Origin of the sequence: Nocardia sp. NPDC023852, assembly GCF_040639505.1 — a bacterium.
Lineage (GTDB): Bacteria > Actinomycetota > Actinomycetes > Mycobacteriales > Mycobacteriaceae > Nocardia.
The window spans coordinates 143,456-164,755 of sequence record NZ_JBFAAB010000001.1 but is presented as its reverse complement, the minus strand read 5'-3'; the positions used below and the strand labels follow the sequence as shown (position 1 = coordinate 164,755).

Sequence of the window (21,300 nt, the reverse complement as noted above, 5' to 3'; positions counted from 1 at the left end):
CCGGTCAGTTCTGCGTCTTCCACCACTCCAGCAGCGCCGATTCGGCCTCGTCCCGGGTGAGCGGACCGCGATCGAGCCGCAGCTCCTTCAGATAGTTCCAGGCCCGGCCGACCTCGGGGCCCGGCGTCAGGCCGAGCAGCTCCATGATCGCGTTGCCGTCCAGGTCCGGGCGAACCTGCGCCAGGTCCTCCTGCTGGCGCAGCCGCTCGATCCGCCCCTCCAGCTCGTCATAGGTGGCGCGCAGCGCGGCGGCCCTGCGCTTGTTGCGGGTAGTGCAGTCGGCGCGGACGAGTTTGTGCAGGCGGGGAAGCAGGTCGTCGGCGTCGGTGACATAGCGGCGCACCGCCGAATCGGTCCATTGCCCCTTGCCGTAGCCGTGGAAGCGCAGATGCAGGAAAACCAACCGGGCAACGTCCTCGGTGAACTGCTTCGGATACTTCAGCGCCCGCATACGCTTGCGCACCATCTTCGCGCCCACCACCTCATGGTGGTGGAAGCTGACACCACCGCCCGGCTCGTTGCGCTTGGTGTCGGGTTTGCCGATGTCGTGCAGCAGCGCGGCCCAGCGCAGCACCAGGTCGGGGTCGCCATCCTCCTGGTCGATGGCCTGCTCCAGCACGGTCAGTGAATGCCAGTAGACGTCCTTGTGCTGGTGGTGTTCGTCGATTTCCAGCTTCATCGCGGGCACTTCGGGCAGCACTCGCTGGGCCAGCCCGGTCTCGCACATCACGTTGATGCCGTCGATCGGATGCGCGCCCGCGATCAGCTTGTCCAGTTCGACGCGCACCCGCTCGGCGGAGATCCGATCGATCTGATCGGCCATCGCGCTGATCGCCGCCCGCACCCGCGCAGGCAGCTCGAATCCGAGCTGGGATACGAATCGCGCGGCGCGCAACATCCGCAGCGGGTCGTCGTTGAACGAATCCTCCGGCGCGGCAGGCGTATCGAGCATGCCCTCGAGCAGCGCGTTCATCCCGTCGAGCGGATCGACGAACGACAAAGAGCCATCCGCGCCGATCTCGACAGCCATCGCGTTCACGGTGAAATCCCTGCGCACCAGGTCATCTTCGAGAGAGTCGCCGAAGGTCACCTGGGGGTTGCGGGACACCCGGTCGTAGCTGTCCGCGCGGAAGGTGGTGATCTCCAGCTGCTGGTCGTCCTTGGCCGCACTGACGGTGCCGAACGCGAGGCCACCCGTGTCCCACAGATGATCGGCCCACCCGCGCAGCATCTCCTGCACTACCTCCGGACGGGCGTCGGTGGTGAAATCCAGATCGGTCCCCAACCTGCCGAGCACCGCGTCCCGCACGCTGCCGCCGACGAGATACAGCTCGTGCCCCCGCGCGGCGAACAACTCGCCCAGAGGCGTCAGCACATCGGACAGCCTCCCGAGGGTCACCGCCGCCGCGGCCAGCAATCGGGTACGTCTATCCAGCGCAGCGTCCTCAGACTTGGGCGAAACCACGAATGAGCAGCTTACCGAGCCGCGGCGACGAATATCGCGGCGCAGCCCGCGCAGCAGCCCCAGATATATAAGGCCATCTGCATCAACCGAGCCAGCGGCGGTCGCGTCCTGTGCAATGCGACAAGCACCACTCGCGCCCGATCACCGCGCACCGCCCGCCACAGAGCAACACAGCCACAGGCGCGGCAAAACAACACAGTAGGATTGCCAGGTGTCTCCGGCCGATCGTGCGAACAGTCGACGCCGCCAGCCTCGGCGCCGCGGTTCGGCCGCCAATGCCGCGAAGCCGCGGATGCGAACAGTCCGCGAGACCTCGGCGGGTGGACTCGTCGTCGACGGCTTGGACGGTCCCCGGGAAAAGCGCAGCGCGGCCCTCATCGGGCGCACCGACCGCCGCGGGCGGTTATTGTGGTCGCTGCCCAAGGGACATATCGAAGAAGGCGAGACCGCCGAGCAAACCGCGATCCGCGAGGTCGCCGAGGAGACCGGCATCAACGGTGTCGTTGTCGCCGAACTCGGCAACATCGATTACTGGTTCGTTACCGACGGTCGGCGGGTACACAAAACGGTGCATCATTATCTGCTGCGATCGGTCGGTGGTGAACTGTCCGACGCCGACGTGGAGGTCACGCAGGTCGCGTGGGTCCCGTTGAGTGAGTTGGATTCTCGACTGGCCTACGCCGACGAACGGCGACTGGCCGAGATGGCGAATAAATTGATCGACCGGATGGAGACCGGCAAGCGATGACGCGTGGACTGTTCCGGATCTTCGTGGCGGTCCTGACCATCCTCGGCCCGACCACGCTGCCGCTGCTGATTTCGCCGGCAGCCGAGGCGCAGCCCACTGGGTCCGGATCCTCCTCGAACCCGAAATTCCTCAAGCTTTCCCTGGATTCGGTGTCGCCGACCGCGGTGACCACCACCAGCGATCCGCTGCTCACCGTATCGGGCACGGTCACGAATATCGGCGACCGCGTGGTGGACGACATCAGTATCCGTATCCAACGAGCGGCGGCGATCACCGCGCCGAGCGGGCTACGGGCGACGCTGCGCCTCGACCAGATCAACTATGAGGTAACCGGCCAATTCGAAGATGTCGAGCAGCGGCTGAATCCGGGCCAGCGCAAGCAGTTCACGCTGAGCATTCCGTTGCGCTCCGAGAGCGGCTTGCCGTCGCTGAACATCAATACCCCCGGCGTCTACCCGCTGTTGCTGAATGTGAACGGCGAACCCGCGTACGGCACCCAGGCCAGGCTCGACGACGCCAGGTTCCTGCTTCCGGTGCTCGGCGTGCCGCCCGCGGCGAGCGACGACTCGTCGGGTACGGCCACCGAGCCGGTGTCCGCGCCTACCGGCGCCCCGGTCGCGACGACGTTGCTGTGGCCGCTGGCTGACCGCCCCAGGCAGGTCGCGGGCCATCCGGGCAGTGTCGACGGCAAGGTCGAACTCACCGACGACGAACTGGCCGCCTCGCTCGGCAAAGGCGGCCGCCTCGATCAGCTGCTTGCCGCGCTGGAGGGGATGCTCAGCGCCAACGGCGGACGGGACCGCAACCTGGCCTCGGCGGTGTGCCTCGCCGTAGACCCCGACCTGCTCCTCACGGTACGCGCGATGACCAGGGGCTATCGCGTGCTGGCCAGTCCGTCCGACCCCGACGGCGCGACCAGGGCGGGCGCAGGCGCCGAGCAGGCACAGTCCTGGCTTGATCGGCTGCGCGCGCTGGCCGGGTCGATGTGCACGGTGGCGCTGCCGTTCGCGCAGGTCGATCTGGCGGCGCTGGCCGCGGTGAACGATCCGGCACTGTCCGCGCGCGCGATCAACGAACCTGCCGACATCGTCGACTCGATTCTGACCACCCGCTCGGTGCGCGGGGTCAGCCTGCCGGATTCCGGCAGTATCGATGACGGCGCCGGACTCCTGTTGCGAAGCCATGGTTTCGGGACCGCTGTGCTCGCCGACACCGCGACCGTTCCGGAGGGCACGGTGGACTCGGCACGGTTGAGCGAAAGCAGCCAGTCCACCGGCAACGCGAATTCACTTCCCCAGACCACGGACCCCGCGGGCCCGGAAGTCGTCAGGATGCCCGCGATCACCGCGATCCAGCCGTCCACCCCCCAGGAGGCCGTGCCGCCGGTCAACGACACTGCGACGACTTCGCCCAGCCCGGCGGCCGATCCTGCGCTGCACACCGCGACCTTCGATATCTGGTCCGCGACGGCGCTCGCCGCGGTCGGCTCGAATCCGCCGACGCCGTCATTCACCCCCTCCGGAGTCCGCTACGACGTCACCAACGATTCGCGTGCCGCGCGGCTGCAGGACGCGCTGGGTGCGGTGTCCTGGAGCGCACTGAACCCGGAGGCGAACGGCCCGCGCTCCCTGTTGCTCGTCCCGCCGCAGCAGTGGGGTGCGAACCGGGACGAGGCGACCGCTCTGCTGCGCCAGGTCGACCTGCTGCTGCGCGCCGACCTCGCCACCGCTCGACCGTTCCCCGACCTGGTGACGCTGCCGCCGGATCCGCAGCCCTACGAGCTGAACTATCTTGCGCAGGCCGCGCAGGACGCGGTGCCGGGCCGGTTCGTGCTTCCGGTGCGCGACCAGGGCCGCCGAATCACCGAGATGATGCGTGCGCTGGTCGACGTGCCGGAGGCCGAGCCCACGTCGCACGACTTCCTGACCCCGCTGCGAGACGACCTGATCCGCGTGCTGAGCTTGTCGGATCGGCGCACGGGCGATGCCGCCCAACCGGACACCTTCGCCCAGCGAAGGCTGGATCAGACCACCCGGACGATGAACAGCCTCTACCGTTCGGTCACCGTACTTCCGCCGGGCGGGGTGTATACGCTGGCGTCCGAACAGAGCCCTTTGCTGCTGGTCGCGCGCAATGACCTGCCGGTTGCCATCCGGGTCCGGTTCCGGATCGAGGCCCCTTCCGAGACGCAGATCACGGATCCCGGCGAGCAGCAGCTCCCGGCGAAAGGGACGCGCTCGTTCCAGGTTCCGACCGAGGTCAGTGACAGCCGCAACCTGGTCATTCCCATCTCGCTCACCTCGCCCGAGGGGATCCCGCTCGGTAATCCCACGCAGGTCTCGGTGCGTTCGAACGCCTATGGCCAGGCTTTGGCGATAATTACCGCATGCGCAGGACTCCTGCTGTTGTTCCTGGCCGGCCGCCGTTTGTGGCGCCGGTTCCGCGGGCAGCCCGATCCGGCAGACGAGGGCTTCGACCCCGATACCCGGCGGCGGGTCAACCGCTATCGGCGCGCACGGAGACGGGTTCTGCGAGAGCAGGAGCAGCACCAGGAGGCACGGTGAGCGAACCCGCACGGACGGGCCCTCGCAAACCGCTTTCACCTGCGTTGATGTGGTCTGCCGCAGTGTCGTATGGCACGGTGGGGGACAATCACAGTGTTCCCGTGCCGACACGGACCGGAGGGCGGCGATGGGCAAAGCGTTCACCGGTTACGGCGTCGGCGAGACGCGGCTCACCACACCGACGGGGATGCGGATGTCCCGGCGGGTACAGGAGGCATGATGAGCGACGATGACATATCGGCTCATCGGCCTGTACCAGGCGATCGGCGTGACGGGCCCCCGCCCCGCCGGGCGCCCGTCGCGCCATGGGAACGCCGCCCGCCGCTGCCTCAGGCCGATGCCGAAGAGCCGGACGTGAACGGCGGCCCCTACAGCGGCGCGATGCCGCGGGTGCCGCAGATCAGTCATCCCCCCGCCCCACCACAGCAACCCAGGCCCGGCCAGCGCATCCCGCCACCGCCGCCACCACAGCAGCAACCGAGACCCCAGCGGCCACCGATGCCGCCCCAACGTCCCGGTGCCGTACCGCACCCTGGCCAGCGGCAGTACCCGCCCGGCCACCCGGGCCCCGCACAGCCGCGCTCGGTGCCGCCCCGTCCGGGGCCGGGACAGTCTGGCGCCCTACCCATGGGACCTAGGCCCACGCAATCCGGCCTGCCCCCCGCCGCCGTGCCGCGGCCGCAGTCAGGCCCATCCCCGGCGCCCCCGCCGCGTCCACCGCAGTCGGGTCCGATTCCGGCTGCCCCACGGCCACCGCAGTCGGGTCCGATTCCGGCTGCCCCACGGCCACCGCAGTCGGGTCCGATTCCGGCTGCCACGCCGGAGTCCGGCCGCGTGCCACCACCGCGATACGCCCCTCCGCAGCCGTACCCCCCTCCGCAGCGTCCCCCCACTCCCGTCCGACGCGAGCCCGCCTCGCCGCACCGCCCCCGGACCCCGGAGTGGCCCGCTGCCACCGAGACCGTGGAGAAGCCCGCCGAGCCGAAGCAGACTTCTAGCTCCCGGCTGCTCAGCGACTCCGGCTCGATCGCCTTCGCGACGCTGATCAGCCGCATCACCGGGTTCGGTAAGCAGCTGCTGCTGCTGACCGTGCTCGGCCCAGCCATCGCGAGTGCGTTCACCGTTGCCAGCCAGATCCCGAACATGATCGCGGAGTTGGTGCTCGGGGCGGTGCTCACCGCGATCGTCGTGCCGACCCTGGTGCGGGCCGAGCAGGAGGACCCCGATCACGGCGCGGCCTTCGTCCGGCGCCTGGTGACCGCCGCCTTTGTGGTCCTTGCCACGGCAGCACTGTTGGCAACCGCGGCGGCACCGCTGCTGACTACGCACGTCTTCCTCTCCGACGACGGCAAGGTGAACACCGGCCTCACCACGGCGCTGGCTTTCCTGCTGCTGCCCGCGATCCTGTTCTACGGAATGTCGGCGCTGCTTACGGCCATCCTCAACACACGGCAGATGTTCAAGCCCGGCGCGTGGGCTCCGGTGCTGAACAATCTGGTCGTCCTGACCGTGCTCGGTGTGTACGTGCTGATGCCCGGAGAGATCACGCTGGACCCGGTCCGGATGAGCGACCCGAAGCTGCTGGTGCTCGGCGTCGGCGTCACGGTCGGTGTGGTGGTGCAGGCGGTCAGCCTGGTGCCGGCGGTCCGCAGGGCGGGCATCGACCTGCGCCCGTTGTGGGGTATCGATGCGCGGCTCAAGCAGTTCGGCGGCATGGGCGCTGCCATCATCCTGTATGTCCTGATCAGCCAGTCGGGTTTCATCTTCGCCACCCGCATCTCCTCGCATGCCGACGCGGCGGGTCCGGCGATCTACAACAACGCATGGCTGCTGCTGCAACTGCCCTACGGTGTGCTCGGTGTCACGGTACTCACGGCGATCATGCCGCGACTGAGCCGCAACGCCGCGGCCGATGACACGCCCGCGGTGGTCGACGATCTCTCTGCCGCGACCCGATTGACCATGATCGCGCTGGTCCCGGTGGTCACGTTCCTTACGCTGGCAGGGCCGCAGGTCGGCCAGGCACTGTACGGGTACGGCAACTTCGGCGGCTCCGATGCCGAGCGTCTGGGCCTCGCGGTCAGTTGGTCGGCGTTCGCGTTGATTCCGTATTCGCTCGTGCTCATCCATCTGCGCGTGTTCTATGCCAGGGAGCAGGCGTGGATTCCGACCTGGATCATCCTTGGCATCACCGCCGCGAAGATCGTCTTCTCCGCGCTTGCCCCGGTCGTCACCGATGCCGATCATGTGGTGATCGCCCTGGGCGTCGCGAACGGCCTCGGCTTCGCGGTCGGCGCCGTAGTCGGCGGCTATCTGTTGCACCGCAGTCTCGGCGATCTCAGGATGGCCAACGTCGGCCGCACGGTGACACGTGTCGTCCTCGCGTCACTCGCGGGCGGGGCGGTGATGTGGATAGTGGACCGGGTACTCGGCCTGGATCGGCTGACTGCGTCCTTCGGTGGGCCCGGTTCGCTGGTTCGGGTGGCGATCACCGCGATCGTCATGTTGGCGGTGGCCTTCGGCCTGATGCGACTCGCCGGTATTCCGGAAATCATCGCCATCACCGTGGCCATCTCGCGGCGCCTCGGCTGGACCCCGCCCGCACCGGATCTCGATCTGGAGAGCCCGGTAGAAGATCCTTATGTCACACAGGTGCTCCGCAGGCCCGACCCGTATCTGGCGTACCCGCGCTTCGACGCGTACATGGACGCCCAGACCATGGTGCTGCCGGTGATCAGAGCCGACGCCGTTGACATCACCGGTGTGGGCGAGTTCCCGTACCCTGTTCGGCAGAGAAGCACAAGTGGCGAATTCGCCGAAACCGCGACATATCAGGGCGAAGGAGGACCGAGGGTGAGCGACGACGCGGTGGGCGGCGTCCCAGCCGCCGATTCTTCTGCGACCACGGCCGGCGGACTGTATACCGATGTTCCGCCGACCGCGGGGGAGCCGTTGGATCCCGCGTACGCGAACAAGGCGTCCGGGACGGCTCCACCGAATCAGGATGCGGCGAGACCCCAGGACGGCCATATGCCGCCGCGCGATCCGATGTACGACACCGGGATGATCCCGATCGGGTCGCCGGAAATGCCGCCGATGGGCGGTGAGAACTTGGGCGCACGGCGAGTTCCGCGCGGCCCCAAGCTGATTCCCGGCGCTTCGGTTGCCGGTGGCCGTTACCGGTTGCTGGCCGGCCACGGCGGCGCACGCGGCCTGAGATTCTGGCAGGCGCTGGACATCAAGCTCGACCGTGAGGTGGCTCTGACGTTCGTGGACGCCGACCAGAAGGCCACCGACAACTCCGGCCACGACGGTCCGCAGGCGATCCTGTCACGCACGCTCCGCCTCGGCCGGATCAACTCGCCCGGCCTCGCCCGTGTGCTCGATGTCGTGCGCGGCAGCTCCGGCGGCATCGTGGTGGCCGAGTGGACGCCGGGCCGTTCGCTGCGCGAGATGGCGGAGACGGTGCCCTCGCCGATCGGTGCGGCGCGTGCAATCCGCGCTCTCGCCTCCGCCGCCGAGCTGGCGCACCGAGGCGGCGGATCACTGTCCATCGACCACCCGGATCGGATACGCATCAGCGCGTCCGGCGACGCGGTGCTCGCCTTCCCCGGCACGCTGTCCGACTCGGATGCCCAGTCCGATGTGCGCGGTCTCGGCGCGATGCTCTACGCGCTGATCACTGCGCGTTGGCCGATCCGCTTCGGCGGGGTCTCCGGCACCGCAGCGACGATCGGCGGATTACACCTCGCGGATCTCGGCCCGGACGGCACCCCGGTCGAGCCGAGGCAGATCCGTCCCGAAGTGCCGTTCGAGATCTCCGCGGTCGCGGTGCGGTCGCTGGAGTCGAACAAGGGGGTGCGCACCGCCGCCACCGTGCAGCATGTGCTCGAGCAGGCGTCGGTGGTCGACCAGAAGACCGATTTCATCCCGGTGCTGCGACTGGGCCAGCGCGCACCCGCGCGCACCGACGACTCGCTCGCCGATCCGGAACTGCTTGCGGCGGAGCGGGAACGGTCTCAACGCATGATGTGGATCATGGTCGGGCTCGGCATCCTCGCCGCACTGGTTGTCGGCATCGTCATCTGGTGGATGGTCAGCGTGTTCGCGCCTGGTGCGTCGGATGCACCGCTGAACGAACAGCGCAATATCGGTCTCACGACGAACAGCCAGCCTTCACCGACACCGGCAGCCGCGGGCCCGAACATCGCGTCGAGCGGCGTCCCGGTGCCGGTGACCGGCGTATCTGTGTTCTCCCCCGAGGGCACTCCCGATGGCGTCGGCCACGTCCAGGCGGTGCTGGACAACGACCCGGGGACCGAGTGGCGCACGGATCAGTACTTCCAGCAGTTCCCGGCCCTCAAGAAGGGGGTCGGCCTGCTGGCGACGCTACCCAGCCCTACCAAACTGACGAACGTCTCGATCAACTCGCCCAGCTCCGGCACCTCGGTGGAGATCCGCACCTCGCCTACCGGCTCACCGACCCTTGATCAGACTCAGCTGATCGGTTCTGCCCGACTGGGCGACGGCGTCACCGACATCCCGGTGCACGCCGACCAAGCCGCCCGCTACGTGCTCGTCTGGATCACCGGACTGGGGAAGTCCGGCGGTCAGTTCCAAACCGCTATCACCGATATTCGTTTCGACGCCGCGCTTTAGCCCGGCCCAGGCACGACTCTTGCCGCACGTATCGTTTGTGCAGGCCATTCGCTCGCGCGACGCGTGTCGCGCACTCCATCATCATCAGCCCGATCGGTTTGGTTGCTGCCGAATCGTTACGGACGATATGATCTTGTCGCGCTCTCAGCAGGGGAGCTTCCCGGGTTCTGGTGTCTCGTTCCTGGATGCTGCGAAATTTCGGCGATGGTCTACCGTGCCCGTCGCTGCCGTGAGCGCTGTCCAAGGGGTTGGCATTGTCGTCCGAATTGAACGAGGAGCTTCGCGGGGGGACGTCGCGGCCGGTCGCGCGCCGCGAACGCTCGTTCGCACCCGACGAATACTCTGATATCGAACTGCTGCAGGCGCATGTGCGCGGCCAGCGACACGCGTTCGCGGAGCTGTTGCGCAGGCACAACGACCATCTCTGGCAGACCGCCCTGCGCACGTCCTATACCCGGGAGGACGCGGCCGACTCGCTACAGGACGCTCTGCTGTCCGCCCACCGTAGGGCCGCCTCGTTCCGCGCCGAGGCGGAGGTGCGCAGCTGGCTGCACGCGATCGTGGTGAACGCCTGCCTGGACCGGATCCGGCGCAACAAGACCAGGCGCGCGTTCTCGCACTCGCCCGAGACCATGCCCGAGCCCGGCGATGACCGGGACGAGATGGCCGAGCTGGAGATGTCCATGATCGTCGATCACGCGCTGTTCTCGTTGCCGCCGGATCAGCGCACCGCGCTGGTGGCGATCGATCTGGAGGGGTATAGCGTGTCCGAGGCGGCCGCGATGCTCGGTGTGCCCGAGGGGACGATCAAAAGCCGGTGTGCCAGGGCGCGGCAGCGTTTGAAGGAGCGGTTGGAATTTCTGCGTGATCCGGGGAACCGGAGGTAGCTGAGATGCGTCATTAATAGTGACGAACCACTGAACGATGTCCATGTAGTCCCCGTCGTCGAGGGATGCCCGCGATGTCAGATCCAAATAACGGAGGTGCGATGGCGACCCGGTCGGTGCCGCAGCCTCCATTCACCGCCGACCTGCTTGCCGACCTGCACGCCGGCAATGTGACGCCGGAGCAACGCGAGCAGTTGTGGCCGGTGGTGTCGCGCGATCCGGAGGCACTGCGCTTCCTGCGCTCGCTCGACGACGTGACCGCCGAACTGCGCGCTTTCGGCCGCGACGAGCACATCATCCACGTCATGCCCGCGGATGTGGCCGCACGACTCGCGCGGGTCGTCGACGAGTTGGACCTGTCCGAGCCGCCTGCCGAGCCAGGGACCGCGATCCACCGGCTGTCGTCCGATCCCCAGGCCGAATCCGATGGCGAACCCATGGTTTCCCAAACCGTTCCCGCATCGCTGGTCTCACTCGACCAGCGACGCCGCGGCAGCCTCCGCTGGCTCGCCGCGGCGGCCGCGATCGCGACGGTGGCGTGCGCGGGAGTTGCCGTGACGACGCTGCGCGGCGACGACGTCGCGCCCACCGCTCAGCCGACCGCCCCACCGATCGCAAGCAACAATGACGAACTGGGCGACGACCTCACCGCCACCGCCACGCTCGGCGCACTGGGCCGCCATGACATCTCCGGCTCGCTCGCGAGGCCGGGAGCGCTCGACCGCTGCGTCCACGCGAACGGACTCGATCGTGCGGTGCTCGGCTCGACCGACATCAGATTCCAGGGCCGCGACGCGGTTCTCATCCTGCTCACCGGCCCGCGTCCGCCCAAGATCACTGCTCTGGTCGTCGGGACCGGTTGCCGCACAGACGATCCTCAGCGGAGGGCGCTGCAGGATATCGGCTGACATTGCGATATCGGCCACGCTCGTGGTGTGACCCAGTCAACGTGGGAACAACAGCCATTACCCTGTTGTTGACCGCTACGTCCACCGATTCTCCCCGGAAGGCCCCATGAGCACGCCAGTTTCCGACCTGATCATCGTCGGCTCCGGTCCCGCCGGCTACACGGCTGCCGTGTACGCGGCCCGCGCGGAGCTCCAGCCGCTGCTGTTCGAGGGAACCCAGTTCGGCGGCGCACTGATGACCACCACCGAAGTGGAGAACTTCCCAGGGTTTCGCGACGGCATCATGGGTCCGGATCTTATGGAGGAGATGCGCGAGCAGGCCAAGCGATTCGGTGCCGACATCCGCACCGAGGACGTAGATGCTATCGATCTCAACGGCCCGATCAAGAAGATCACCGTCGGCGATCAGACCTACCAGGCGCACGCCGTGATCCTCGCCATGGGTTCGGCCGCCCGCTACCTGAATGTGCCGGGTGAGCAGCGGCTGCTCGGCCGCGGTGTCAGCGCTTGCGCCACCTGCGACGGCTTCTTCTTCAAAGGCCAGGACATCGTCGTAGTCGGTGGCGGCGACTCGGCGATGGAGGAGGCCATCTTCCTGACCAAGTTCGCTTCCAAGGTCACCATCGTGCACCGCCGTGAGGAGTTCCGCGCCTCCCGCATCATGCTGGAGCGGGCGAAGGCGAACGAGAAGATCAAGTTCGTGCTGAACGCCGAGGTGATAGAGGTGCACGGCGAGAACAGCGTCTCCCACCTGACCCTGCGCGACACCCGCACCGGCGAGACCTCCGGACTGGCCGCGACCGGTCTGTTCGTCGCGATCGGCCACGATCCGCGTAGCGAGTTGGTCGAGAGCCAGGTCGAGTTGGACGACGAAGGCTACGTACAGGTGCTGCACCCGTCGACCGCCACCGATGTCCCCGGCGTGTTTGCCGCGGGCGACCTCGTCGACCACACCTACCGCCAGGCGATCACGGCCGCGGGGACCGGCTGCCGCGCGGCCATCGATGCCGAGCGCTGGCTCGCCGAACAGGGTGACATCACCTCGAATCGCCTCGAGAACGTGGGCGACTCGGTTTCCGTCCCCGCCAACTGAGCTTCCGTCTCGTTTCACCGCAAGGAGAGAAAATCAATGGCCGAGTCCGCCAAGACGGTCACCGTCACCGACGCGTCCTTCACCGACGATGTGCTGCTCAGCGAGAAACCCGTGCTCGTCGACTTCTGGGCCGACTGGTGCGGACCGTGCAAGATGGTCGCCCCTGTCCTGGAGGAGATCGCCGGTACACATGCGGACAAGCTGACCATCGCGAAACTGGACGTGGATGCCAACCCCGGCACCGCCCGCGATTACCAGATCCTTTCGCTGCCGACTATGATGCTGTTCCGCGGCGGTAAGCCGGTCAAGCAGATCGTCGGAGCGAAGGGCAAAGCCGCCCTTCTGCGGGAACTCGAAGGCGTCATCTGACCACACGGTCCGACGACGCGCCGTAGGATGCCTGAATCCGGGATTGCCGAAATCCGGTCCAGGTTTGAGACAATCGACCGACGCTCCGGTCGTGCGAAGGTGTATGCCATCGCATGAGTGGGTACCCGCAGGTTGACGGAAGGAAAGGGCTCTCACGCATGCACCGACTTCGTCACGGCGATACCGGTCCAGCCGTAGCAGAGGTTCGGAGCACACTGGCAAGCCTGGGGTTCTTACACGCTCATGTCGGTACCGGTCGCGCAGGCGCGCGCGAGTACTGGATGGACACCGACGCCATTTTCGACCACCACCTCGACTCCGCGGTACGCGCGTTCCAGCAGCACCGCGGGCTTTTGGTCGACGGCGTAGTCGGCCCCGCGACCTACCGTGCACTGAAGGAAGCGTCCTACCGGCTCGGCGCGCGGACACTGATCTACCAACTCTCCGCGCCGCTGTACGGTGATGACGTGGCCACGCTGCAGCGCAGGTTGCAGGACCTCGGCTTCTACGTCCATCGCGTGGACGGATACTTCGGTCCGCACACCCATGACGCGCTCACGGCCTTCCAACGGGAGATCGGGCTTGCCGCCGACGGGATCTGCGGTCCCGATACGCTGCGCTCGCTCGATCTGCTCGGTGCGAGGGTCACCGGCGGCAACCCACACCGGATCGCGGAGGAAGAGGTGGTACACCGCGCGGGTCCGCAGCTCACCGGTAAACGGATCGTCATCGATCCGGGCCTCGGTGGAGCGGACAAGGGTTTCGCGGTGCCCACCGAGTACGGCGACGTCTACGAGTCGGAAGTCTTGTGGGACTTGGCAAGTCGCTTGGAGGGCCGGATGGCGGCGACTGGCATGGAGACCTTCCTGTCCCGGCCGTGGGGCGCCAACCCGACTGACGCGGAACGCGCCGACACCTCGAATGCCTTCGACGCCGATCTCATGATTTCGCTGCGCTGCGCCGTCAACCCGAGCCCACTGGCCAACGGCGTTGCCGGATTCTACTTCGGCAACTCGCACGGCTCGGTGTCGATGATCGGCCAGGTGCTGGCCGGATTCATCCAGCGGGAAGTGGTGGCGCGAACCTCGTTGCAGGACTGCCGAACCCATGCGCGAACTTGGGATCTGCTGCGACTCACCAAGATGCCGACCGTCCAGGTCGACATCGGTTACCTGACAAACCCATACGACGCCTCGGTGCTCACCAATCCGCGTATGCGCGACGTGATCGCCGAAGCCATCCTGATTTCGGTGAAGCGGCTGTACCTGCTCGGTCAGGACGACCAGCCCACCGGCACTTACACTTTCGCGGAGCTGCTAGCCGAGGAGCTTGCCGCAGCGGATCGTATGTAGTAAATCTCCAGCTGAATCACGAAGCGCCCCTTGCCATATTCGAATCAGTAAGGGGCGCTTCGGATGTCGGCTCGGTTCAGGGTGCTCCGACGCGGGTCGGAGCCGCCATCGAGGCGGCGGCAAGCAGCTGGTCCAACGCCCGTTCCACGTCTTCCTTCCAGCCGTGATCGGAATTGAGTTCCAACCGCAGCCGCGGGAACCTGTGGTGGGGGGCAATCACCTCGAAGCCGACGTCCTCCAAGAAGTCGGCGTCGACCATGCACGCCTCAGGCGAGCATTCGGTCATTGCGCCCGGCACGCCTGCGCCCTTGATCGGCGCGATGATCCGCTCCATCAGCGTCATCGAACCGAATCGCTCTGACAGCGCCCGCGCCGGTGGGTCGGTGCGAATGCCGAACGCCTCCAGCGCGCGGACACCGCGGCGCACCAGATCGGCCACTACGGCCTGGATCAGCCGGTGGGCGATGTCGGCATCCTTATAGGGGAATTCGGCCCGCAGCGTGGTGAGCAGGACCGCGTCCGGGCTCACCGGAGATGTGGGGAAGAGGGTGGCCCGCGGCACCGCACTCGGCGGTGCGTACAAGGCACAGCCGGCGATGTTGCCATCGACATCCGCCACCTGCCCGCACGAGCCCCATTCCAGCATCACCGTCGACAGCCAGGCTTCCTTCTCGAAGACCGGATCGCTGAAGTTGCGGGAGTCCTCGGCAACGGCAGGATCTATCTCCCAAAACACACAGCGCCGCGCATGCGCGGGGAGCTTATCCAGTCCGCCGAGGGTTAGTGCTGTGACGCTGGTCGACACCGCTCTGCTCAGCCTCCAGCTGTCCGATTCATCCACGCTCATACCGCATCAATGGTTGCTCGCCAGCAAGAATAAGCGATCAAAGAGAACCCGCCTCATTCCATATCGCTGTGCTGTTGGTCGGAGAACTTGTGGTGTTCTGCCGGGGAGACCGTGCAACGCCCCGCTTATCCGCGCGAACCCGTGCCGTCACAGTGACGTTTCGACCACGGGCACGCACCTATCGGAATCACAAGCTGTTTTTTGTCACTTCTGTCACACGGTGGGAGTGTTCTGCTCCATCAGGGCGACGATGCGCTCGAGGTCTTCGACCGATCCGAATTCTACGACGATCTTGCCCTTCCGCTTGCCCAGGCTCACGGTGACCCGGGTGTCGAAAGAACCGGACAACCGTTCCGCCACGTCTTGCAGACCGGGCATGTGAATCGGTTTCCGCTGAGGAGCGGGGGAGGGCGCTGCGGCGTCCGGGTCCCGGTTCGCCAGCGTGACGGCTTCCTCTGTGGCTCGAACCGAGAGGCCCTCGGCGACGATGCGGGCGGCGAGCACCTCTTGAGCATCCGCGCCCGCCTCGAGACCGAGCAGTGCCCGCGCGTGCCCAGCGGACAGCACGCCCGCTGCGACCCGGCGCTGCACCGGGATCGGCAGCTTCAGCAGGCGGATCATATTTGTCACCACGGGGCGGGAACGACCGAGCCGCGTCGCCAATTCCTCGTGCGTAACGTCGAATTCCTCCAGCAGCTGCTGGTAGGCCGCAGCCTCTTCGAGCGGATTCAACTGGACCCTGTGAATATTCTCCAGCAGGGCGTCGCGGAGCATCGACTCGTCCGCGGTCTCCCGGACGATCGCGGGGATGGTCGCCAGACCGGCCTCCTGGCAGGCCCTCCAGCGTCGCTCGCCCATGACGAGCTGATAGCGGTCGGCGCCTGGTGCGACCCTGCGCACTACGATCGGCTGCATCAGACCGAACTCGCGGATCGAATGCACCAGCTCGGACAACGCGTCTTCTTCGAAGACCGTACGAGGCTGCCTGGGGTTCGGCTCGATCTGATCCGGCGGAATCTCTCGGTAGATCGCTCCGCCAGCCGCTAGTTCGGCGCTGTCATCGGTGGGGTCGGGAACGCGGTGCAGGTATGTCGACGCGGGCTGCGGTCCGATCGGATCGAGGCCGATGACGCTTGCAGCAGCGCTGCTGAGACCCGGCGTGGCCGCCGGTGCCGTCGGGATCAGCGCGGCCAGACCGCGCCCTAGCCCACCTTTCTTCGCCTGACTCATCGGTCTATCGACCCCTTCCTCGTTCCGCCACCAAACCGGACTTGCCGAGCATCAGATCGGCACACCGAGTCACTCCACCGACTTCGTCGCGGTACCAAGCACTATCGCGCGGGCCGCGATCTCGCGACCGGCATCCAGGTAGCTCATCGCGCCCCGAGAGCCTGGATCATAATCGAGCACCGTCATGCCGTACCCCGGCGCCTCCGATACCTTCACGCTGCGCGGAATCACCGAGCGCAGCACCACATCGCCGAAGTGCCCACGAACCTCCTCGGCGACTTGGTCCGCCAACTTGGTCCGGCCGTCGTACATCGTCAGGATCACGGTCGACACATGGAGTTCCGGGTTGAGGTGTGCCTGCACCAGACCGATATTGCGGAGGAGCTGACCGACGCCTTCCAGCGCGTAGTACTCGCACTGGATCGGAATCAGTACCTCTTTAGCCGCGACCATCGCGTTGACGGTGAGCAGTCCGAGTGAGGGCGGGCAGTCGATCATCACGTAGTCGATGTCGTACCCGGCGATGTTCGCCTCTTGGATAGCGGCCTTCAGTCGTCCCTCCCTGGCCACCATCGACACGAGTTCGATCTCGGCGCCCGCCAGATCGATGGTCGCGGGAACGCACAGGAGTCGTTCGCTGTGCGGACTCTGCTGGATCGCATCCTTGATGGAAACCTCGCCGATCAGGAGCTCGTAGCTGGAGGGAACGCCCGAGTGATGCTCGATACCGAGGGCGGTACTTGCGTTGCCCTGTGGATCAAGATCGATCACGAGCACCGTCATCCCCTGATGAGCCAGGGCCGCCGCCAGATTCACCGCGGTGGTCGTCTTCCCGACGCCGCCTTTCTGATTGGCGATCGTGATGATGCGTTGCTCGTGCGGTTTCGGCACAGTCACCTTTCCAGGATGGAGGACCTGACTTGCACGCTGAGCTTCGGCAGCTATCGGGGTCTCACTGGGGGAGATGTGCCCGAACGGTGTACTTCCGAATGCTTCCGTGTCGAAATTGCTGGAGTCCAGCATCCCCGGCACGCGCGACGTCGTTTCCCGTGAAACATTCGCCGGACCGCTCGACATAGACAGCTCCTTACCCGAGAACTTCAGACGACGTGCACGCGCCAGGCGGGGACGGCGCCGTGTCTGCAACAGCCTTTGTCGGATCGAACATGATGCTCAACCGGGTTCGCGCCGCCCGATCGACCGAGCGGAGCCCTTGCCGATGTGGCAACCAGATTCCTCCGTGGCACCTACGCTCACGCCCAACGCCCACTAGCTTGCCAGCACTGAGCGCGATAAGAAAGCTGAATCGCGGCGACGCGCAAAGGGACACGCAAAACAGCAGGACTCGAGACTCGATGTTCGCTGTTTCACATGAAACATTGACGCCACAAGAGGCGTCCGGCGCTTAGACCCCCATTGGCCTTCCGCCCCAACGCGCATCCGTGCGCCACCGATTTGCCGCTACGACTGATCAGGGGCTGTCTAGACGGGACCTCGATGTGCCCACAACAGATGGACATCGGAGACCCGCAACCAACGGCCTTTGCCTGGCGAAAGCGGTGCTACAAGTGGGATCGAATCACGGTGCGAGTATGTGGCGTTGGCGCCGCATGATACGAGGGGAGTCGGCCGGGGCATGCTCGGCATGGCGGCGCTGCGAGTCGGGCCGTCGGAACACGCGGGCGACCAGCAACACCGCTACCGTCCAAAGCTTGAATCGCAGGCCGCCATATGAAGTCGATACGGCGCAGACCAGTGCGCGATGCTACCGAACGCGGCTCGGCGGGCCCAATTCCGATTGATCGCGGGAACGAGTTACGCCCGCGACGCAGACCGGCATTTTCCCGATAGAAGATCACCTCGGGCAATTGTTTCACGTGAATCCATTCGGGCGACTAGAAGGCTTCGACAGTGAGCTAACCGACACCGCCACTCGGATCGGAATTTTCAGCCTGGCGCGCCCCGGAAACCGTCTCACCGTTTGCAACTGGAAGCCGGCCTCGTCAACCCTGCTGCCACACAATGCGACGGCCCGGTACCGAAGAGGCCCGACGTTGCTTCACGTGAAACATCGACGAGCCGACTACAGAACAGTTCGTCAAGCAGCTCCGAACCTCGTCCACTGCCCCTTCCCATGCGATCGGGGCAGGAACTGGAAAATCACCAGCCACATCAATCGCGAACGCTGTTGCGGCGAATAGACCGCTGAATCAATTCTGCGGGGGCAACATGGACGCGTCCAGAGGTGTCGATGGCCACTGGGATCGCTTTCAGCGTCGAAATAGCGGCGGACGCGCAACGCTTCCGCTTCGGGCAGTGATGAGGAACTGTTTCGGATACCACCCTTTTGATTCCGCGGTACGCCGCCTTCCGTCAGTGTGACGAAATACGCCACACATCAGGGGCATCCGGCGGATACGCGGGTTCGACTGCACCGAGCAGGCCAGCATAAGGCGCCCGATAAATCGGGCCTCACACGCACCCGTTGGTCGAACCGACTTCTCTTACTTTGACTTCCGAGCCGCTCGTCCAGGCTTGTCCGTCCCACTGCGACCTGCACCCTTCGCTCGGCGCTCGACCGTTCGCTGTGCCCGCCGCCGCGAGCTCCGTTCGGCTCGGGGGAGCCGCTCGGCGCTGATCACCATCGTCGGCGTGGTCACCAGTCCCGCTCCGCACTGGAGCACAATCGCGTTGCCGGCACCGGCTCGACCTAGCGCTTCTCCGTCGCGTTCGAGTTCCTCCGCCGCGCTGGCTCCCTTGAGCGCGAGCATGTGTCCGTGGTCGCGGAGGAGAGGGACCGACCACTGGGCCAGCTTTCCAAGGGGAGCGACCGCGCGCGACGTGACGACGTCGGCCCCTCCTGCCTCCTTCATCACGCCCGATTGTTCAGCACGGCCGCGCACCACGGTCATATCCAACCCGGCCGACTCGATGAACTCGCTCAGGAAGATTGTGCGGCGCAGCAGCGGCTCAACCAGGGTGATCCGGAGGTCCGGTCGTGCGATCGCGAGCGGGATGCCAGGCAGCCCGGCGCCACTCCCGATGTCAACCACGGACGCGCCCTCGGCGATCAACTCGCCGAGCACCGCACAGTTGAGGATATGCCGATCCCAGAGACGCGGCACCTCACGGGGACCGATCAACCCGCGCTCCACACCGACGGTGGCGAGCGCCGCGCAGTATCGCCGCGCGAGATCGAGTCGGGCGCCGAAGACGGTTGCCGCCGACGTGGGTGGCTCCAACTCTGTAGGCACCGCGGTGGTTCCACCGAGATCTCGTTCCACGTGAAACATCCTTCCGAACTCGAGTCGATCAGCGAGCGAGCAGTCGGGCGCCGGGCACGGATAAGGCCCCCGGTCCGAAGACCAGAGGCCCTATCCAACCACTACCCGTCCCCGCCGTGAAACATGACGCCCTCGGGAAAGTCCGATGTTCAGGAGGGAACGACCACCACGTGACGGTTCGGCTCGACCCCTTCGCTCTCGCTGCTGACACCATCTACCGCGGCCACCGCGTCGTGCACGATCTTGCGCTCGAACGGCGTCATCGGCGCCAGCGGCTCCGGCGCACCCGACTCCAACACGCGCTGCGCTGCGGCCGCGCCGAGCGCGCTCAGCTCGGACCGCCGCTTGGCACGCCACCCCGCCACGTCCAGCATCAACCGACTGCGCACGCCCGTCGCCTGCTGCACGGCCAGGCGAGTCAGCTCCTGCAGGGCATCGAGTACCTCGCCGTTGTGTCCGACGAGCTTCGCCAGGTCCCGGCCGCCGTCAATGCTCACGATGGCGCGATCGCCTTCCACGTCGAGATCGATGTCGCCGTCGAAGTCGAGTACATCGAGCAACTGCTCGAGGTAGTCGCCCGCGATCTCGCCTTCTTCGATGAGTGCTTCCTCTGCATCGTTTACGACATCGCCGGTGTCCGACTCGGCGTTCACCATCGTCGTCGCCACTGTGGCGTCCCCTCCGTCAGTCTCAATACTCATTTGGTTTCCTTCATCTGCTCATCGCGCGCGCCGGGCACTCGCCGCCGGGCGGTATTCGCGATCAAGGTTTGCTCAGCGATCGCGGCGGACCGACCAGCCCGCCGATCGTGTCGTCAGCGTCTGCGCTTCTGATTCGGCCTGCCCCGGTTGCCCGACCGCTTCTGACTGCTCGAGCGGCGTTGACCCGTGGCCTGTTTCTCCGGCTTGGCGGTACCGTTCGTGGACGGAGCGGCGTCGGCCGCTTCCGACGACTCGGCATCCGTAGCGGACGCCGGCTTCTTTTTCACGTTGACCGGCTTGGCGCCCGGCTTCGGAGCGTTCTGCGCGCGCTGCTCCAGCTTCTCCTGCTTCTTGGCTTCCTCTTCCTTCGCCATGCGGCCGAAGACGAGGTGCTGCTGCCCATAGGTCCAGATGTTGTTGGAGACCCAGTACAGCAGGATCGCGATCGGCAGGAAGGGACCACCGACTAGCACGCCGAGCGGAAACACCCACAGTGCGAGCTTGTTCATCATCGCGGCCTGGGGGTTGGCCGCGGCCTCAGGGGTCTGCCGTGCGACCGATGCGCGCGCGTTGAAGTGGGTCGCCAGACCGGCGATGACCATCAGCGGGATGGCGACCAGCGCGATGCTCAGCTTGCTCGGGACACCACCGTAGTCGGCGAACGCCTGCAGTTCGTTGACCGGCGTGGTGATGAACGCCGAGATCGGCGCCCCGAAGATACGGGCGCTGAGGAAGGACTGGACGTCAGTGGCGCTGAAGACGTAGTTCGCGGTATTCGCGTTCTGCTCAGGCGTCAGGCCGAGCTGGCCGAAGGCGTGACCGGTCCGGTTGAACGAGCGCAGGACATGGAACAGCCCGAGAAACACCGGCACCTGGGCGAGGATCGGCAGGCAGCCCATCAGGGGGTTGAAGCCGTTGTCCTTCTGCAGCTTCTGCATCTCGACCGCCATCTTCTGGCGATCGTTCTTGTACTTCTTCTGCAGCTCCTTGATCTGCGGCTGCAGCTCCTGCATCTGTTTTGTGGTGCGCACCTGCTTCACAAACGGCTTGTAAAGCACCAGGCGCAATGTGAACACCAGGAACACCACGGCCAGCGCCCAAGTGAGACCGTTGTCCGCGCCGAACGCGAACCCGAAGACCCGATGCCAGAACCAGAGGATCCAGGACACCGGGTAATAAATGAAGTCGAGCAC

The 21,300-nt window shown here is 66.2% G+C and carries 16 protein-coding genes; 8 read left to right on the top strand and 8 right to left on the bottom strand.

The features are described 5' to 3' along the window. Nucleotides 1–4 precede the first annotated feature (4 nt). Nucleotides 5–1,465: a CCA tRNA nucleotidyltransferase gene (locus AB0H00_RS00725; protein WP_357258650.1), complete on the bottom strand. Its 1,461-nt coding sequence runs from the start codon at nucleotides 1,463–1,465 to the stop codon at nucleotides 5–7. Between the two features lie 211 nt (nucleotides 1,466–1,676). On the opposite strand from AB0H00_RS00725, the gene AB0H00_RS00720 reads away from it, so the two are divergent. Together AB0H00_RS00720 and AB0H00_RS00715 are read left to right on the top strand one after the other, a co-directional pair. After that, nucleotides 1,677–2,213 carry an NUDIX hydrolase gene (locus tag AB0H00_RS00720; protein ID WP_357258647.1) on the top strand — a complete coding sequence of 179 codons (537 nt, stop codon included), beginning with the start codon at nucleotides 1,677–1,679 and terminating at the stop codon, nucleotides 2,211–2,213. Then, nucleotides 2,210–4,777: a DUF6049 family protein gene (locus AB0H00_RS00715; RefSeq protein WP_357258645.1), complete on the top strand. Its 2,568-nt coding sequence runs from the start codon at nucleotides 2,210–2,212 to the stop codon at nucleotides 4,775–4,777. The genes AB0H00_RS00720 and AB0H00_RS00715 overlap by 4 nt, the downstream gene beginning before the upstream one ends. 147 nt (nucleotides 4,778–4,924) lie before the next feature. Here the strand turns inward: AB0H00_RS00715 and AB0H00_RS00710 are convergent, their stop codons facing one another. Further along, nucleotides 4,925–5,338: a hypothetical protein gene (locus AB0H00_RS00710; protein WP_357258643.1), complete on the bottom strand. Its 414-nt coding sequence runs from the start codon at nucleotides 5,336–5,338 to the stop codon at nucleotides 4,925–4,927. Between the two features lie 402 nt (nucleotides 5,339–5,740). Between AB0H00_RS00710 and AB0H00_RS00705 the strand changes: the two genes are divergently transcribed. The 6 genes from AB0H00_RS00705 to AB0H00_RS00680 all read left to right on the top strand — a co-directional run bounded on the left by AB0H00_RS00705 (nucleotide 5,741) and on the right by AB0H00_RS00680 (nucleotide 14,045). Continuing rightward, nucleotides 5,741–9,436 carry a murein biosynthesis integral membrane protein MurJ gene (locus AB0H00_RS00705; RefSeq protein WP_357258641.1) on the top strand — a complete coding sequence of 1,232 codons (3,696 nt, stop codon included), beginning with the start codon at nucleotides 5,741–5,743 and terminating at the stop codon, nucleotides 9,434–9,436. A gap of 347 nt (nucleotides 9,437–9,783) precedes the next feature. Then, nucleotides 9,784–10,323, top strand: coding sequence for an RNA polymerase sigma factor SigM (gene sigM, locus AB0H00_RS00700; protein WP_357260326.1), 540 nt, complete (start codon nucleotides 9,784–9,786; stop codon nucleotides 10,321–10,323). Nucleotides 10,324–10,424: 101 nt separating this feature from the next. Beyond that, entirely contained in the window at nucleotides 10,425–11,231 is an 807-nt protein-coding gene (locus AB0H00_RS00695; protein ID WP_357258639.1) for a hypothetical protein, read from the top strand. Nucleotides 11,232–11,337: 106 nt separating this feature from the next. Continuing rightward, nucleotides 11,338–12,324: a thioredoxin-disulfide reductase gene (trxB, locus tag AB0H00_RS00690; RefSeq protein WP_357258636.1), complete on the top strand. Its 987-nt coding sequence runs from the start codon at nucleotides 11,338–11,340 to the stop codon at nucleotides 12,322–12,324. A gap of 36 nt (nucleotides 12,325–12,360) precedes the next feature. After that, nucleotides 12,361–12,693 carry a thioredoxin gene (gene trxA / locus AB0H00_RS00685; RefSeq protein WP_357258633.1) on the top strand — a complete coding sequence of 111 codons (333 nt, stop codon included), beginning with the start codon at nucleotides 12,361–12,363 and terminating at the stop codon, nucleotides 12,691–12,693. A gap of 158 nt (nucleotides 12,694–12,851) precedes the next feature. Next, complete coding sequence (locus tag AB0H00_RS00680) at nucleotides 12,852–14,045, top strand: N-acetylmuramoyl-L-alanine amidase (RefSeq protein ID WP_357258630.1); 1,194 nt, start codon at nucleotides 12,852–12,854, stop codon at nucleotides 14,043–14,045. Between the two features lie 76 nt (nucleotides 14,046–14,121). Here the strand turns inward: AB0H00_RS00680 and AB0H00_RS00675 are convergent, their stop codons facing one another. The 6 genes from AB0H00_RS00675 to yidC form a co-directional block, all read right to left on the bottom strand. Then, nucleotides 14,122–14,850, bottom strand: coding sequence for a GNAT family N-acetyltransferase (locus AB0H00_RS00675; RefSeq protein WP_357260323.1), 729 nt, complete (start codon nucleotides 14,848–14,850; stop codon nucleotides 14,122–14,124). Between the two features lie 255 nt (nucleotides 14,851–15,105). Then, a complete protein-coding gene (locus tag AB0H00_RS00670) occupies nucleotides 15,106–16,122 on the bottom strand; it encodes a ParB/RepB/Spo0J family partition protein (RefSeq protein ID WP_357258627.1) in 1,017 nt (338 codons plus the stop codon). Between the two features lie 69 nt (nucleotides 16,123–16,191). Continuing rightward, entirely contained in the window at nucleotides 16,192–17,199 is a 1,008-nt protein-coding gene (locus tag AB0H00_RS00665) for a ParA family protein (protein WP_357258624.1), read from the bottom strand. A 1,427-nt stretch (nucleotides 17,200–18,626) separates the two neighbouring features. Further along, nucleotides 18,627–19,415: a 16S rRNA (guanine(527)-N(7))-methyltransferase RsmG gene (rsmG, locus tag AB0H00_RS00660; protein WP_357258621.1), complete on the bottom strand. Its 789-nt coding sequence runs from the start codon at nucleotides 19,413–19,415 to the stop codon at nucleotides 18,627–18,629. Nucleotides 19,416–19,555: 140 nt separating this feature from the next. Continuing rightward, the gene (locus tag AB0H00_RS00655) at nucleotides 19,556–20,062 is read right to left on the bottom strand and encodes a protein jag (protein ID WP_357260320.1); all 507 of its coding nucleotides are present in this window, start codon (nucleotides 20,060–20,062) and stop codon (nucleotides 19,556–19,558) included. A 158-nt stretch (nucleotides 20,063–20,220) separates the two neighbouring features. Next, the gene (gene yidC, locus AB0H00_RS00650; protein WP_357258618.1) at nucleotides 20,221–21,300 is read right to left on the bottom strand and encodes a membrane protein insertase YidC; all 1,080 of its coding nucleotides are present in this window, start codon (nucleotides 21,298–21,300) and stop codon (nucleotides 20,221–20,223) included.

What these genes read in the sequence shown, in the direction of transcription:
- AB0H00_RS00715 (WP_357258645.1), top strand. Translation starts at nt 2,210, where the DNA reads ATGACGCGTGGACTGTTCCGGATCTTCGTGGCGGTCCTGACCATCCTC.
- AB0H00_RS00695 (WP_357258639.1), top strand. Translation starts at nt 10,425, where the DNA reads ATGGCGACCCGGTCGGTGCCGCAGCCTCCATTCACCGCCGACCTGCTT.
- trxB (WP_357258636.1), top strand. Translation starts at nt 11,338, where the DNA reads ATGAGCACGCCAGTTTCCGACCTGATCATCGTCGGCTCCGGTCCCGCC.
- trxA (WP_357258633.1), top strand. Translation starts at nt 12,361, where the DNA reads ATGGCCGAGTCCGCCAAGACGGTCACCGTCACCGACGCGTCCTTCACC.
- AB0H00_RS00680 (WP_357258630.1), top strand. Translation starts at nt 12,852, where the DNA reads ATGCACCGACTTCGTCACGGCGATACCGGTCCAGCCGTAGCAGAGGTT.
- AB0H00_RS00670 (WP_357258627.1), bottom strand. Translation starts at nt 16,122, where the DNA reads ATGAGTCAGGCGAAGAAAGGTGGGCTAGGGCGCGGTCTGGCCGCGCTG.
- AB0H00_RS00665 (WP_357258624.1), bottom strand. Translation starts at nt 17,199, where the DNA reads ATGTCGAGCGGTCCGGCGAATGTTTCACGGGAAACGACGTCGCGCGTG.
- rsmG (WP_357258621.1), bottom strand. Translation starts at nt 19,415, where the DNA reads ATGTTTCACGTGGAACGAGATCTCGGTGGAACCACCGCGGTGCCTACA.
- AB0H00_RS00655 (WP_357260320.1), bottom strand. Translation starts at nt 20,062, where the DNA reads ATGGTGAACGCCGAGTCGGACACCGGCGATGTCGTAAACGATGCAGAG.